Below are 15197 nucleotides of genomic sequence, written 5' to 3'. Positions count from 1 at the left end.
TTGGTAAATAGTGACTTGCCAAAAATAAGTACGAGAGTATAATGTGAAATGGAATACATATTGGGTTTTAGTAGTAACCTTACAAAATTGTAAGGTTAATGAAAGGAAATTCAATATGAAGATAAATAGACTTACATTATACTTGGTAAAGAGAAAGAGAGGCGAATGGGTATGAGCTCTGAATTAGAACAAAATACGAGAAGTAATAAAAAGCGTTCTAAAAGAAAGTCAATAAAATGGTTCATATTAATTCCATTTTTCCTACTTATTTTTGGAGGAGTAGGATATGGTTCGTTTATATATAATAAAGCAAAAGCTGTTGTAAATGATGCGTATGCGAAAATTGAAAAGTCATCAAAGCGTGATAAAGAAGTTGAACCTTTAAAGGATAATATTTCAATATTAATCATGGGTGTAGATGGAAGTGAAATGAGAAAAAGCCAATATGGCGAAGCAGTTCGAACAGATGCACTTTTATTAGCAACAATTAATAAAGATGATAAGTCTGTTAAGCTAGTAAGTATTCCACGTGATTCACGTGTTTATATTCCAACTAGAAAAAAATTAGATAAAATTACTCATGCTCACGTATTTGGTGGCGTAGAAAGCACACGCGATACGGTGGAAAGATTTTTAAATGTCCCTGTTGATTATTATGTGAAGTTTAACTTTGAATCATTCGTACAAATTGTCGATTCAATTGGTGGTATTGATATTGATGTACCAGTTACTTTCACTGAACAAGATAGTAAAGACCAAGCTGGTATGATCCATTTAGAAAAAGGTTACCAACATTTAAATGGAGAACAAGCACTTGCACTTGCAAGAACGCGTAAAATTGATAGTGACGCAATGCGTGGACAGAGACAGCAACTTGTAATAGAAGCAATTGCCAAAAAAGCGATGTCTGTTCAATCAATTAGCAAAATGGGCTCTTTACTAGATGCGGTTGATAAAAACATGAAAACGAACTTAACATTTGACGATATGCTTGCCATTACAAAAAATATGGCAGGATCTAATTTGGAAATGGAAAAAATGCAAATAGAAGGTACAGATAAACGTATCGGTGGTATTTATTATTACATTCCAAATGAAAAAAATGTAAAAGATATTTCAAAAAAATTAAATGATCATTTAGGTGTAACGCCAAAACCAGTTCGAAACGAATAATAAAAAAAAGATTGGCTTTTGCCAATCTTTTTTTTTGGAATGTATTTGTAACTTTTCTGTAACGATTTTTTAGTTTAGAAAAATTATACTCATATGTATGAGTATAATGGATAGGTAAAAAAGTAAAAGGACATATTCAAAATTTGTGGTAAGGAAAGATATCATATGCAGAAATGGTTAAGCATGATGGGAATTATCTTTATATTGACTGGATGTAAAATGTCTGAAGCTCCAACAAGTCTAATGGAAGCTCCTACAAATAAAAAATGGATTAATGAATTAAATGAACAAATTGATAAAGATTTACCTGTTAATTATCGCTTACTTACTCCAATGTCTAATAGAGATAAACAGACGACATGGTCAATGAATTTCGAGCGAGATAATAAAAAAGAAGCTGTCATCGTATATAAAATACCTAATGAAGATTATCATATATATTTAGCCGTATATGAGAAGAAAAATAATGGATGGAATATGAAGTCAACCTATACATTTGATGGGGAAGAAGTAGATATTGTTGAGGTAGGAGATTTCACAGGGAGTGGGAAAAGGGAACTATTGATAGGAATAACTACCAATCGTGATTTATTAGAAAACACAATGTATGTTTTTTCCGATGAGAGTGACGATATAAAGGAATTTTATAGACAGAAGTATACAAAGTTATTTATAGATGATTTAAACAAAAATGGTTTTAAAGACATAAGCCTTGTTTCGCATATGAAAGATGAACAGTTGAAGGTTCAGTTCATTGAAAAGTTTAAGGTATTGTCAGAGGTTACATTTGATCCGTATATAAATAGTATTCAAAGAATACAAATGGGTCGTATTTCTAAATCATTAAAGGCAGTTGTAATCGATGCGGGAACAGGGGCTCATTCAGGTATAACTTATGTAGCAAAATTTGATCAGGATCATTATGAAGTATTACCTATAGATGGGAAAGAAGATTTATTTAATGAATATGTTGTAGAAAGTAAAGATGTTAATGAAGACGGCATTATTGAATTTGTTCGTACTGTACGCCCAAAAGGTTGGGAAGATAAATCACATGGTGATAGTCCGCTTTTCGAACGTTACATACAGTGGAGTGAATCTGGAATTAAACCAATTGAAGAACGATATATAGATATAGAAAAAGGGTATTATGTGAAAATCCCTAAAGAGTTAATAGGGAAAATTACAATACCAGATCAGCAAAAAGAATCAAATTCTCAAAAGTTTTTGGATACAAGAACAAATGAAATATGGCTTGAAGTTCATATTTTTAAGCGGAAAGAATGGTTCAATATAAAAGGCTACAGCGCAGCAATTAAAACGGCTTCTCACGTATATGCAGTACCGAAGCAATCAAAATTTGAAAAAGTGAAAGCATATATAAAACCGCTAGCGGATTATCAACAAGAGTAGGAGGTGAGAATTATGTCAAAAATTTTAGTTTTAGAAGATGAATTAACAATCCGTAGCTTTATTGTTTTAAATTCAAAACGTGCTGGATTTTATGTAATAGAAGCTACTACTGGAGAAGAAGCGTTACAAATTTTGAGTGAACAAACTGTTGATATAGCACTGCTGGATGTAATGTTACCGGGGATTAATGGTTTAGAAGTTTGTAAGGCTATCAGGAAAGAAAATAAAAAAATGGGTATTATTATGTTAACCGCACGTGTACAAGATGAAGATAAGGTGCAAGGACTAGGGATAGGTGCAGATGATTATATTGCAAAACCGTTTAGTCCAGTAGTATTAACTGCACGTATACAGTCTTTATTAAGAAGAATAGAAGTACATGAAGAAAAAACGAATATTGTTACGTCAGGTCCATTTTCGTTAAATATTATAGAAGAAAGATTGTATAAAGATGGACAATTAGTCGATTTAACACCTACAGAGTATATGATATTACAGTATTTAATGAATCAGGCTTCAAAGCCAGTTTCGCGTGATGAAATTTTAAATATGATTTGGGGAACCAATTACGTAGGTGAGACGAAAGTGGTAGATGTAAATATGAGACGGTTACGTCAAAAGATAGAATGTAATCCATCAGAACCTGAATTTATTCTTACGGTGTGGGGAAAAGGATATGTGTGGAAGGAAAGTATAAGATGAAACGGAAAGTGACTTTATATTTTATGACGGTCATTACACTTATGCTTGTATTATTTGAAGTTGTATTTTCAGTCTCAATTTATCGATACTATTATAATGGTATTGTGCAATATATAGAGTCTCATGCGAAAACGAGTACACGTTTTTTTTCAGAATACAATTCACTATACTTTATTCGATTACAAGAATATAGTGGTGACATAATTAGTAGCTTTCAATTAGAAGGAACAGAATTACAGTTAATTGATCGTCACGGCTCGGTTATACAATCTTCAAGTGGTGAAAAGATAGAAGGTAAAGTCAATATTCCACAATCATTATTAGAAGGTGAAATGTATAATCAAGTTACTAAGAAAGGTAATAAAAAACAACTAGAGGTGCTAAGCCCACTTATACATCAAGGACAAACTATTGGTGTTTTAAAATATACGACTGTTTTAACAAATGTAAATAAAAAGATTATTGAAATTATTACGTTTACTATTTCTGTAGGTATTGTTATTTCGGGAGTCGTCTTCTTAATTAGTAGACGTTTGGCAAATTCATTTGTTGAGCCAATTGAATCCATTATTCAAGCCTCTTCACAAATTGCAGAAGGCACATTAAAGCAAAAAATTAAAGAAGATTATCTTGGAGAATTAGGTGACTTGGCACATAGTTTAAATTATATGGCCTATAAAATAGATAAGGCTGAGCAGATGAAAAATGAATTCATTGCCTCTATTTCGCACGAAATACGAACGCCTTTAACAGGAATTAAAGGTTGGAGTGAGACGTTAAAAACAGTAGATCATTTAACAGAAGAAGAAATAAAGCAAGGTATGGGCATTATTTCAGGTGAGACAGATAGGTTGATTCATTTAGTAGAAGAATTGTTAGATTTTTCAAGATTACAATCAAATCATTTTAATTTATATAAACAAAAGGTGCAATTGTACGATATACTAGAGGAGACGATTTGGCAATTAACTCCTAAATCGGAAGAGAAGGAAATTCAATTTATTACTACTATAGACCGAATTGAATTGATGGGAGATCGAAATAGGCTAAAGCAAGTTTTCTTGAATATTGTTCAAAATGCAATTAAGTATTCACATAAAAAAAGCACAATACACATTGAAGCGACTAAAATAGAAGGACAAGCAGTGATTAAGGTAAGAGACGAAGGGATTGGAATTGCTAAAGAACATTTACCATATATTGAGCAATCATTTTACCAAATTAATAATCATGCTGCAGGTGCAGGTATTGGTTTAGCTATCGTTAAAAAAATGGTGGAGCTTCATGGCGGTGCGCTTAGTGTTACAAGTAAAGAAGGAATAGGAACAACAATTTTGATAAAACTCCCATTATAATACAAATAAAATCTATTTATATGGTGAAATAAAAATAAATAGATGTATAATTATATTGGGCGATTTATATATAAGATTAATAGGGAGAGGAATTCGATAGAATGGAAAAAGCTTTAAAAATTAAACAAATAGTAGTCGTTTTAATAGCGATTGCCGCAGTAGCTATTGGGTATTACATGTTTCAATCAATTACTTCACCAGCAAAAGCTGTTGCGAAACAAGAAAATGTAGTGCAGCTTGCAAGTGAACAGCCGAAAGTTGAAATGAATAAAACGGCACCAAGTCGTTTTAATGGAAAAGAAAGAAAAGTTGCTTATCTTACATTTGACGATGGGCCAGGGAAATATACGGCTGAATTATTAAATACGCTAAAACAACATGATGCGAAGGCGACGTTCTTTTTAATTGGAGCGAATGTAAAAGAATTTCCTGATTTAGTGAAACGTGAAAATGCTGAGGGTCATTATGTAGGCATGCATAGTATGACACATAATTTCGCAAAGTTATATAAAAATGGCGAGTATGTAAATGAGATGAAAGAAGATCAAGGTTTAATCGCTAATATTATTGGGAAATCACCTAAATTAACACGTCCTCCATATGGTTCGATGCCTGGATTGAATGAAGGTCTTCGAAATAAAGTGGTAGAAGGCGGATTTAAAGTGTGGGATTGGACAATTGATTCATTAGATTGGAGATACAATAAAATGCCAGTTGATGCAGCTGCAGCACAAATTGCTCAAAACGTATTAACAAATGCAACAAAACCACAAGAAGTAATTTTAATGCATGATATTCACCCGCAATCAGTTGCTGCTGTGCCAGCAATTTTAAAGGGGCTAAAAGAAAAAGGTTATGAGTTTGAAGCTTATCATGAAGAGAGTCACTTCCCAGTGAACTTCTGGCATGATAACCGTATGTAATGGAGGAATGAACGTTGAAGTATGGAAAAGTAGCAGTAGTTGGAGCATTATCAGTAGGACTTTTAACAGGTTGTTTCGGTGAAAAGCCAGAAGAAAATCTATATACAGCTTTTGAAACAGCAGCAACACAAGAAAAATCTTTAATGGATGAAGCAAAAAAATTAGAGCAGTTAGAGAAACAAGGGCAAGAATTATATGCTCAAATTTTGCAAGAAGGTAAAGATCATAATGAAGCAGTTGTGAAGAAAATAGAGCAAGCTACTGCAAATGTAGATGATCGTGAAAAAGTATTGAAAAGTGAGAAAGAAATGCTAGAAAAAGCACAGAAGGAAACGAAATCTGTTCAAAGTAATATAGAGAAGATTGAAGATAAGAAGTTACAAAAACAAGCAAAAGCAGTAGAAGAGTCGTATAAGAATCGTTATGATGCATTCCAAAAGATGAATGAAAATTACACGAAAGTGTTAGCGACTGAAAAAGAACTGTATGAAAAATTAAAAGTAAAAGAAACGAAATTAAAAGAAATCGGTGAAAAAGTTAAAACTGTTAATGAATTAAATGTGGAAGCACAAAAGTCGAAAGAGCAGTTTAACAAATTTACAAAAGAGTATAATGACAGTAAATTAGCATTCTACAAAGGTGCAGAAATTAAGATTAAAGATCAGAAATAAAGAAGAATCTAAAGTGTAATAAAAAGCCGGAGAAACATAGTTATAAATGTTTTTTCGGTTTTTTACGTTAAATGAATAGAAAAGACTGGAATTGATATCATAAAAGAGTTATAGTGAGTTATTCTAAGGGAAACATTGTAAAGTAAGGAGAATGGGAATATGTCATATGAATTTTTACTCAAATTAGGTTTAGCACTCTTTTTAGGATTATTCATCGGGATAGATAGGCAGCTAAAGAATAAACCACTTGGTGTGAAAACAAGTATGGTTATTTCTGTAGCAAGTTGTTTAATTACGATGGTTTCAATTGAATCTGTGCATGTATATTCTGTTCCAGGACATACAAATATGGATCCGATGCGACTGGCCGCTCAAATTGTTAGTGGAATTGGTTTTCTTGGCGCAGGTGTCATTTTACGAAGAAGTAATGACGTTATTTCTGGATTAACAACAGCTTCTATGGTGTGGGCTGCTTCAGCTTTAGGAATCGCAATTGGTGCGGGATTTTATTTACAAGCGACAGTTGCTATGGTTTTAATTATTTTAGCGATTAATGTACTTCCGCAACTTGTGAAAATTGCAGGACCGTATTCATTAAGACAAAAGGATTTATCTATAAAAATTACTGTTAAAGAGCATCATGAGTTAGATGGTATATTTAAGCAAATTAAAAATTTAGGCATGCATGTGAAACGCGTGAAAATTAAAGATATAGATAGTGGAGCATTTCAGCAACTAGAGATGGTTATTTTAGCTCCAGAAGATTTATATACAACAGAGTTATATAGTTCCCTGAAAGAGATTGATCGAGTAGTTTCAGTTGAAGTGGAAAGTAGATAATTGTGATAAAAAAGAGTGAAGTGAATTCACTCTTTTTTATTTGGATTTTTAAGGAATGAAATTGATATAATGATGAGTAACAAGGGGGAGAAATGATGGGAATACATATTAGAAGAGCAATAAAGGATGATATACCAGGTATAGCAAAGGTGCATGTTGATAGTTGGAAAACAACGTATAAAGGGATATTTGCTGACGAAATTCTAGATAATATAGCATATGAGAAACGAGAAAAACAATGGGAAGATATTTTTCAACAAGAAGGTAATCATCAATTTAGATTTGTAGCAGAGAATTTAAATGGAGACATAGTTGGATTCATCGATGGGGGAGTAGAAAGAACTGGTACATATAATTGTGATGGAGAATTATATGCAATCTACCTTTTACAAGAGTATCAAGGAATGAAAATAGGACAAAAGTTATTTCAAGCTTTATTATCGGATTGTATAAACAATGATATGCAATCACTTTTAGTTTGGGTTGTTACGAATAATCCTTCTAAAAAGTTTTATGAAAAATTTAACCCTGAAAAAATTGATACGAAATTTTTAGAGAGAGTAAGGGTAGAAGAAACAGCGTATTGTTGGAGAGATTTGAATTTGTTATACAAACAGTTATATAGATTTACTTAAATAATATTATTATGTAAACTTTATGTTTGAAAGAGGTATACCAATTAAGGTATACCTCTTTTGTTTAACCATTTTGGATAGATTACTAATGAAAAATAGTAAGTATGTAGTTTGAAACTGAGTATTTTTTTCGTGTATTTTTAACTAGATTAAAGAAAAGAGAGAAAACAAGAAAAATTAAATCAGATAAAAAAATTCTGAAATATACTCTTGAATTGAATATCATTATCAATTAGAATCATAATTGATAACGACATTCAATTATCGTTTATTATATGAAATTTCGATAGCTTTAATATAAAGAGGAGGACCAGTATGCAGCATGCGAAACAAATCGCAGAACATGCAACATTACAAAGCTTTTTAAACTGTTATTTAAGAGAAACGGGGAGTGGAGAATGGATTACAGAGGATGAAAGAATGAAGAGTATCTTCAGTAATACGTTGAATAGAGATACAGTCCCCACATATTTATGTTGTCGGCTATCGGCACAGAACGTTACTTTGTATGGAGAAGTTATATATAAATCATCAACAGATCGTCATTTGTTTGGAGAACAATTGTATTATCAAATTGGAGATAGTAATTCTGTTATTAAAGCAGATTACGTTACAGTTATTACATTTTTAATAAAAGAGATGTCTATCAACTACGGAGAAGGAACGAATCCTGCGGAACTTATGCTTCGAGTTATCTGTAGTTGTCAAAATATTGAGGAATTTACAAAAGAGAGAATAGAAGATACATCCGCATTATACGGTTTCCATACAACTTTTATAGAAGCGGAGCAGTCTTTATTATTTGGGCATTTAACTCATCCTACACCAAAGAGTAGACAGGGGATATTAGATTGGAAAAGTGAAATGTATTCTCCAGAATTAAAAGGAGAATGTCAGCTTCATTATTTTCGGGCCCATAAAAGTATAGTAAATGAAAAATCATTATTATCAGATTCTACAACAACGATTATAAAAGAAGAATTAAGTAATGATGAGATGGTTAGTAAGGAATTTATAGCGAAGTACTGTAAGGAAGATCAATATGCATTAATTCCAATTCATCCGCTTCAGGCAGAATGGCTCTTGCATCAAGCTTACGTACAAGATTGGATAGTTCAAGAATTGCTTGAGTATATTGGACCTGTAGGTAAGTATTATATGGCAACATCATCACTAAGGACACTGTATCATCCCGATTCGAAGTATATGCTTAAGTTTTCATTTCCGGTGAAAGTAACAAATTCAATGCGTATTAATAAACTGAAAGAACTTGAGAGTGGTCTTGAAGGGAAGGAAATGTTAAATACGGCTATTGGTGAAGTACGAGAAAGATTTCCAGGCTTTGATTTTATTTGTGATCCAGCCTATATTACATTAAATTATGGAACACAAGAATCTGGATTTGAAGTGATTATTCGCGAGAACCCTTTTTATAGTGAACATGCAAACGACGCAACATTAATTGCTGGGCTAGTTCAAGACGCTATACCTGGGGAGCGTACGCGGTTATCGAATATTATTCATCGCCTAGCAGATTTAGAAAGTAAAAGCTGTGAAGAAGTAAGCTTAGAGTGGTTTAGACGATATATGAATATTTCTTTAAAGCCAATGGTATGGATGTATTTACAGTATGGTGTTGCATTAGAAGCTCATCAGCAAAATAGCGTTGTTCAGCTAAAAGATGGTTATCCGGTCAAATATTATTTCCGTGATAATCAAGGATTTTATTTCTGTAATTCAATGAAAGAGATGCTTAATAATGAATTAGTTGGTATTGGAGAACGTACTGGAAATTTATATGACGACTATATTGTGGATGAGAGATTTCGTTACTACTTAATTTTCAATCATATGTTTGGCCTCATTAATGGTTTTGGCACAGCAGGATTAATTAAGGAGGAAATTCTTCTCTCGGAATTAAGGTCTGTACTTGAATCATTCCTTCCGTATAACCGGGAACCTTCAACATTTTTAAGAGAATTATTGGACGAAGATAAGTTAGCGTGTAAAGCAAATTTACTAACGAGATTTTTCGATGTCGATGAGTTAAGTAATCCATTAGAGCAAGCAATTTATGTGCAAGTACATAATCCGCTCGTTAGAGAAGTGGCTGTTCGTTCATAAATAGCGTTAAAATTTCACGTAATACAAATAATGGTATTTTGTCATAAGGTGGAGGGTTTTATGAGAGTGGACATGTATCATACGAAAGTATTGAAGGCGCTCGAATCAGAAGATTACATTTCAGTACGAAGAAGAGTGCTACGTCAATTAGTAGAATCGTTAATTTATGAGGGGATTATTACACCGGTTCGCATAGAAAAAGAAGAACAAATTCTTTTTATAATACAAGGACTTGATGAAGAAGAAAAAAGTGTCACGTACAAATGCTATGGCAGGGAACGGATGACATTTGGACGTATTTCTTTAGACTCATTAATAGTAAGAGTCCAAGATGAACAGCAAGAAATACAATCTGTCTCGCAATTTCTAGAAGAAGTTTTTCGGGTTGCTAGTGTAGAACAAGCTAAATTAGATTCTTTTATGCACGAATTAGAACAAACAATATTTAAAGACACGATTGCACAATATGAAAGAAATAATAAGAAAGAATATACTCAAAAATCTTACGATGAGTTTGAAAGCCATTTAATAGACGGCCATCCATATCACCCTAGTTATAAAGCACGTGTTGGATTTCAATATCGTGACAATTTTCAATATGGATATGAATTTATGCAGCCAATAAAACTCATTTGGATTGCAGCGCATAAGAATTATGCGACTGTAGGTTATGAGAATGAAGTGATGTATAACGACCTTTTAAAAGAGGAGATTGGCGATCATAAATTAGAAGAGTTTATGGAACGAATTCGTAATAGGGGATGTTATCCAAAACAGTACGTGTTTATACCTGTTCACCCATGGCAGTGGGTGAATTTCATCATTTCAAATTATGGGGATCATATACAGGGTAATTTTATTATTTATTTAGGAACATCAGAGGACGATTATTGCGCGCAACAGTCAATGAGAACGTTAAGAAATATTACGAGTCCAAAGAAACCGTACGTTAAATTATCGATGAATTTACTCAACACTTCAACACTCCGTACACTGAAACCATACTCTGTTGTGAGTGCACCAGCAATATCAAATTGGTTAAATGATGTTGTAAGTAATGACGCCTATTTAATGGATGAAGCACGTTTAATCTTGTTAAGCGAGTTTTCAAGTGTAACGTATGACACGAATAAGAAAGCTATATATGGTTCATTAGGATGTATTTGGCGCGAAAGCATTCATAAGTATTTAGATGCACAAGAGGATGCAATTCCTTTTAATGGTTTATACGCTAAAGAGAAAGATGGTACACCAATTATTGATGCGTGGTTGAACAAATATGGAATGAAGGATTGGCTACAATTACTTATTCAAAAAGCGATAATACCAGTTATACATCTTGTTGTAGAGCATGGTATCGCACTGGAATCACATGGACAAAATATGATTCTAGTCCATAAAGAAGGGGTGCCTGTTCGTATTGCGTTAAAGGATTTTCATGAAGGGCTTGAGTTTTATCGTCCATATTTGAAAGAAGTTGACAAATGTCCCGACTTTACTAAAATGCATAAAACATATGCGAATGGAAAAATGAATGATTTCTTTGAAATGGATCGCATCGAATGTTTGCAAGAGATGGTGTTAGATGCACTTTTCCTGTTTAATTTAGGAGAATTAGCATTCGTACTTGCGGATGAATATGGATTGAAAGAAGAACATTTTTGGATGATGGTTGTTGAAGAAATTGAAGATCATTTAAGAATATATCCACATTTGAAAGGTAGATTTGAAAATATTCAATTATATGCACCTACATTCTATGCTGAACAATTAACGAAACGTCGATTATATATGGATGTGGAATCGCTTGTTCATGAAGTTCCAAATCCATTGTATAGAGTAAGACAACTTATGAAACAAAAATCAGTTGTTACAGGGGGAAATTATGCTAATCGTTAATAAACAAGAGTATAGCAAAAGTGATTTTAATTTGAGATTACAAGTTTATGAGGAAATGGAACAATTTCAAGAAGCAGAAGGAAATAGATTTGCACTTTGTCTGAAAGATCCATTCGATATTATTACGCTTGTGTTTTTCTTAAAAGAAAAGAAATCATCAGTATTACTTATACATGAAGATACGCCAAAAGAAACGGCTATTGAAATGGCAAAGCGTGCAAATTGTGTAGGAGTTTTATATGGAGAATATGGCGATTTTACAAAATTAGAAGTAGGGAACTTTTTACTAGAAGAGCCTTCTTTATTGCAATATAGTTCGGGAACTACGGGAGAACCGAAACTGATTCGTAGAGCATGGATGGAAGTTGATACAGAAATTACTGCCTATAATGAAGCTTTAAACTGTGAAGTAGATGAAGTGCCAATCGTTATGGCTCCTGTTTCACATTCATACGGACTAATATGTGGTACGTTATCAGCAATTACGAGGGGGAGCAAGCCTGTAATCATTACGAACAAAAATCCTAAATTCGCATTAAATGTAGTTCGCAATACAGAAAAACATATTATATATGCAGTACCACTTATGTTACACATTATGGGGAGTTTTCCATTAGGAACGTTTCAGTTTCATAAAATTATGACATCAGGATCGCCTTTGCCAGAAGCACTATTTTATAAACTAAAAGAAATGACAACATATATGATGCAGCAATACGGTTGTTCTGAAGCAGGTTGTATTAGTATATGTCATGATATGAAGAGCCATTTAGATTTAGGAAACCCTCTACCTCATGCGAGTATAAGCATAGGTTCAGATGAAAATGCACCGGAAGAAATCGTCGTGAAAATGAATGATAAGGAAATTTTCACGAAAGATTTAGGGTATAAATCTGAGCGTGGCATTCATTTTATGGGGCGTATGGACGATGTAATTAATGTTTCAGGATTAAAAGTCTTTCCTATAGAGGTAGAAGAAACGATGCTTCGATTGGAAGGTGTGCAAGAGGCAATTGTATATCGAGGGAAACATCCTGTCATGGGCGAAATAGTTAAAGCGAAAGTGATATCTCATGTTGATCCAGTACAAATAAGAGAATGGTGTATTCAGCACTTACCTTCTTATAAAGTTCCGCATGAAATTGAAAGTGTAAATGAAATTCCTAAAAATAAAACTGGAAAAGTAAGTAGAAAGTTACTAGAGATGGGAGAGGTTACAACATGAGACGGGAAGCGTTAAAGAATGCCGTGTTAAAAATTATGATAGAAAAAATGGAACTGAAAAATGTAACGCATTTAGAAGAAACGATGCGCTTAAATCAAGATTTATATATAGATTCGGTAATGATGTTACAGCTTATTGTATACATAGAAATGGATGTAAAGCTATGCGTTCCAGAGGATGAGGTAGATCCAAAGGCATTTCTTACTGTAGGATCTTTGCTTGATTTTATGGAGGAGTTACAGCCGTTACAGGAAGTAAATGTGAATAACTAACCTTTAGGAAAGTGGATGAGAGTATGACTTCAATTAAAGTGCACTGTTTAGTGAGTTGTTTTTGTGAAATTATAAAAAGGCGTAGCGACATTGATTTTCGTCCATTTTATTTTGGACTATGGGATGGAGATTTTGATATAACAGAAGGCGGAATTATTTCATATCACTCTGAAAACATTAACCATGATCATTATTTACTTTGGTTTGAAAAATTGTACGGTATTAAAGTAAACGAATGGTATGATCATGCAAAAGATAAAGAGAGCAATGTAGAAACGTTTTTAGAATTAGTAGAAAACAAGCCGGAAAATCGTTATGTCATTGTAATGGTTGATATGTCTCTATTACCAGAGAGGGAAAATAAATTTCATCAAAAACCGTTTCCACATTATTTAATGATATCAAAAACAGAGAAAGAAGAAGAGTGGTTCATGCTAGATCCTGATTTTCGTTGGGAAGGAAATATGGAAAGAGAAAAAGTACTTCACTCTATTCAAGATAACCCATTTGGTGGAGGGTATTTCATTGATATAGAAGGAATTGGGGAGCCAACGCAAGAAACAGTAGCTAGTTATTTCACAGAAACATTCAAAAAGAACGACAATGAACTGACTATGGAACTGAAAAATTTAATTGTAAAAATGGCAAATGAGGAAGAAGGATATGCGCTTTCTGGACTTGTAGCAGCAGTAAAACAAATACCAGTACTTGCAATTCGTAAATATAGTTATGAGCATGCCTTTGCATACTTCCGTGAAACGTTGCAATATTCGGAGCAAGAATTTGATTATTGGTGTGATCGGGTAGAGGATATTGTACAAGGATTTACAAATGTACAGTATCGTGCAATTAAAATGGCGATGACGAATAATAAAGGTATGCTAGTATCGATTATTGAAAAACTGGATGAAATGAATGCAATTGAACTGCAAATTAAGAAGGAATTAGAGAGACAGTTTCTATCATGGAAAGGTATGAAAACAAATCAATCTGTCGCAACTCTTTAATAAGCTAACTGAATTTAAGATAGGGGAGTTTAATGCTATGAAATATTCGCTATGTACCATTTCATTTCGTCATCAATTAATTTCATTTACTGATATTGTTCAATTTGCATATGAAAACGGTTTTGAAGGAATTGAATTATGGGGGACGCATGCACAAAATTTGTACATGCAAGAACGTGAAACGACAGAACGAGAATTGAATTTTCTAAAGGATAAAAACTTAGAAATTACGATGATAAGTGATTACTTAGATATATCATTATCAGCAGATTTTGAAAAAACGATAGAGAAAAGTGAACAACTTGTAGTACTAGCTAATTGGTTTAATACGAATAAAATTCGCACGTTTGCTGGGCAAAAAGGGAGCAAGGACTTCTCGGAACAAGAGAGAAAAGAGTATGTGAAGCGAATACGTAAGATTTGTGATGTGTTTGCTCAGCACAATATGTATGTGCTGTTAGAAACACATCCCAATACACTAACGGACACATTGCCTTCTACTATAGAGTTATTAGAAGAAGTAAATCATCCGAATTTAAAAATAAATCTTGATTTTCTTCATATATGGGAGTCTGGCGCAGATCCAATAGACAGTTTCCAGCGATTAAAGCCGTGGACACTACATTACCATTTTAAGAATATATCTTCAGCGGATTATTTGCATGTGTTTGAACCTAACAATGTATATGCTGCAGCAGGAAGTCGTATTGGTATGGTTCCGTTATTTGAAGGTATTGTAAATTATGATGAGATTATTCAGGAAGTGAGAGGTACGGATCTTTTTGCTTCCTTAGAATGGTTTGGACATAATGCAAAAGAGATATTAAAAGAAGAAATGAAAGTATTAATAAATAGAAAATTAGAAGTAGTAACTTCGTAATGTGAAATGATGTGAGAGTCTCGTTTTAGAGGCTCTTTTTTTATGGTAAAAAATAACCAAAAATTTCCATGTATTTTA

14 protein-coding genes are annotated in these 15197 nt (G+C 33.1%); all 14 read left to right on the top strand.

Translation table 11 applies throughout. The annotated features are described in order from the left end of the window. Positions 1 to 171 precede the first annotated feature (171 nt). The 14 genes from ACS2FK_RS15250 to ACS2FK_RS15185 all read left to right on the top strand — a co-directional run bounded on the left by ACS2FK_RS15250 (position 172) and on the right by ACS2FK_RS15185 (position 15119). Entirely contained in the window at positions 172 to 1173 is a 1002-nt protein-coding gene (locus ACS2FK_RS15250; RefSeq protein ID WP_002093954.1) for an LCP family protein, read from the top strand. A 165-nt stretch (positions 1174 to 1338) separates the two neighbouring features. Continuing rightward, entirely contained in the window at positions 1339 to 2586 is a 1248-nt protein-coding gene (locus tag ACS2FK_RS15245; RefSeq protein ID WP_001174878.1) for a hypothetical protein, read from the top strand. Positions 2587 to 2598: 12 nt separating this feature from the next. Beyond that, a complete protein-coding gene (locus ACS2FK_RS15240; RefSeq protein ID WP_063547089.1) occupies positions 2599 to 3288 on the top strand; it encodes a response regulator transcription factor in 690 nt (229 codons plus the stop codon). Further along, positions 3285 to 4643 (top strand): sensor histidine kinase, encoded by a 1359-nt coding sequence (locus tag ACS2FK_RS15235; RefSeq protein ID WP_063547090.1) that lies wholly within the window; start codon positions 3285 to 3287, stop codon positions 4641 to 4643. Before ACS2FK_RS15240 ends, ACS2FK_RS15235 begins: the two co-directional genes overlap by 4 nt. A 101-nt stretch (positions 4644 to 4744) precedes the next feature. After that, positions 4745 to 5566 carry a peptidoglycan-N-acetylglucosamine deacetylase gene (locus ACS2FK_RS15230; protein WP_000409484.1) on the top strand — a complete coding sequence of 274 codons (822 nt, stop codon included), beginning with the start codon at positions 4745 to 4747 and terminating at the stop codon, positions 5564 to 5566. Positions 5567 to 5580: 14 nt separating this feature from the next. Continuing rightward, positions 5581 to 6237, top strand: a complete 657-nt coding sequence (locus tag ACS2FK_RS15225) for a YkyA family protein (RefSeq protein ID WP_023521729.1) — start codon at positions 5581 to 5583, stop codon at positions 6235 to 6237. Positions 6238 to 6396: 159 nt separating this feature from the next. After that, complete coding sequence (locus ACS2FK_RS15220; protein WP_000119510.1) at positions 6397 to 7077, top strand: MgtC/SapB family protein; 681 nt, start codon at positions 6397 to 6399, stop codon at positions 7075 to 7077. A gap of 92 nt (positions 7078 to 7169) precedes the next feature. Next, the gene (locus ACS2FK_RS15215) at positions 7170 to 7712 is read left to right on the top strand and encodes a GNAT family N-acetyltransferase (RefSeq protein ID WP_003270281.1); all 543 of its coding nucleotides are present in this window, start codon (positions 7170 to 7172) and stop codon (positions 7710 to 7712) included. Positions 7713 to 8027: 315 nt separating this feature from the next. Further along, entirely contained in the window at positions 8028 to 9836 is a 1809-nt protein-coding gene (locus ACS2FK_RS15210) for an IucA/IucC family protein (protein WP_001163357.1), read from the top strand. 60 nt (positions 9837 to 9896) lie between these two features. After that, positions 9897 to 11735, top strand: a complete 1839-nt coding sequence (locus ACS2FK_RS15205; protein WP_001261823.1) for an IucA/IucC family protein — start codon at positions 9897 to 9899, stop codon at positions 11733 to 11735. Beyond that, positions 11722 to 12960: an AMP-binding protein gene (locus ACS2FK_RS15200; RefSeq protein WP_023521730.1), complete on the top strand. Its 1239-nt coding sequence runs from the start codon at positions 11722 to 11724 to the stop codon at positions 12958 to 12960. Before ACS2FK_RS15205 ends, ACS2FK_RS15200 begins: the two co-directional genes overlap by 14 nt. After that, positions 12957 to 13232 (top strand): petrobactin biosynthesis protein AsbD, encoded by a 276-nt coding sequence (asbD, locus tag ACS2FK_RS15195; protein WP_001250562.1) that lies wholly within the window; start codon positions 12957 to 12959, stop codon positions 13230 to 13232. The genes ACS2FK_RS15200 and asbD overlap by 4 nt, the downstream gene beginning before the upstream one ends. A 23-nt stretch (positions 13233 to 13255) precedes the next feature. Continuing rightward, positions 13256 to 14239, top strand: coding sequence for a DUF6005 family protein (locus ACS2FK_RS15190; protein ID WP_063547091.1), 984 nt, complete (start codon positions 13256 to 13258; stop codon positions 14237 to 14239). A 37-nt stretch (positions 14240 to 14276) separates the two neighbouring features. Next, complete coding sequence (locus ACS2FK_RS15185; RefSeq protein ID WP_063547092.1) at positions 14277 to 15119, top strand: sugar phosphate isomerase/epimerase family protein; 843 nt, start codon at positions 14277 to 14279, stop codon at positions 15117 to 15119. Positions 15120 to 15197: the final 78 nt, after the last annotated feature.

It is taken from the genome of Bacillus cereus group sp. BceL220 (assembly GCF_051776965.1).
Lineage (GTDB): Bacteria > Bacillota > Bacilli > Bacillales > Bacillaceae_G > Bacillus_A > Bacillus_A cereus.
Note: the sequence above shows the minus strand (reverse complement) of the source record. Positions and strands in the feature narration are given on the sequence as shown.

Coding starts and splice junctions, on each gene's coding strand:
- ACS2FK_RS15215 (WP_003270281.1), top strand. CDS start 7,170: ATGATGGGAATACATATTAGAAGAGCAATAAAGGATGATATACCAGGT.
- ACS2FK_RS15200 (WP_023521730.1), top strand. CDS start 11,722: ATGCTAATCGTTAATAAACAAGAGTATAGCAAAAGTGATTTTAATTTG.
- ACS2FK_RS15205 (WP_001261823.1), top strand. CDS start 9,897: ATGAGAGTGGACATGTATCATACGAAAGTATTGAAGGCGCTCGAATCA.
- ACS2FK_RS15220 (WP_000119510.1), top strand. CDS start 6,397: ATGTCATATGAATTTTTACTCAAATTAGGTTTAGCACTCTTTTTAGGA.
- ACS2FK_RS15240 (WP_063547089.1), top strand. CDS start 2,599: ATGTCAAAAATTTTAGTTTTAGAAGATGAATTAACAATCCGTAGCTTT.
- ACS2FK_RS15245 (WP_001174878.1), top strand. CDS start 1,339: ATGCAGAAATGGTTAAGCATGATGGGAATTATCTTTATATTGACTGGA.
- ACS2FK_RS15210 (WP_001163357.1), top strand. CDS start 8,028: ATGCAGCATGCGAAACAAATCGCAGAACATGCAACATTACAAAGCTTT.
- ACS2FK_RS15185 (WP_063547092.1), top strand. CDS start 14,277: ATGAAATATTCGCTATGTACCATTTCATTTCGTCATCAATTAATTTCA.
- ACS2FK_RS15250 (WP_002093954.1), top strand. CDS start 172: ATGAGCTCTGAATTAGAACAAAATACGAGAAGTAATAAAAAGCGTTCT.
- ACS2FK_RS15190 (WP_063547091.1), top strand. CDS start 13,256: ATGACTTCAATTAAAGTGCACTGTTTAGTGAGTTGTTTTTGTGAAATT.
- ACS2FK_RS15235 (WP_063547090.1), top strand. CDS start 3,285: ATGAAACGGAAAGTGACTTTATATTTTATGACGGTCATTACACTTATG.
- ACS2FK_RS15230 (WP_000409484.1), top strand. CDS start 4,745: ATGGAAAAAGCTTTAAAAATTAAACAAATAGTAGTCGTTTTAATAGCG.
- asbD (WP_001250562.1), top strand. CDS start 12,957: ATGAGACGGGAAGCGTTAAAGAATGCCGTGTTAAAAATTATGATAGAA.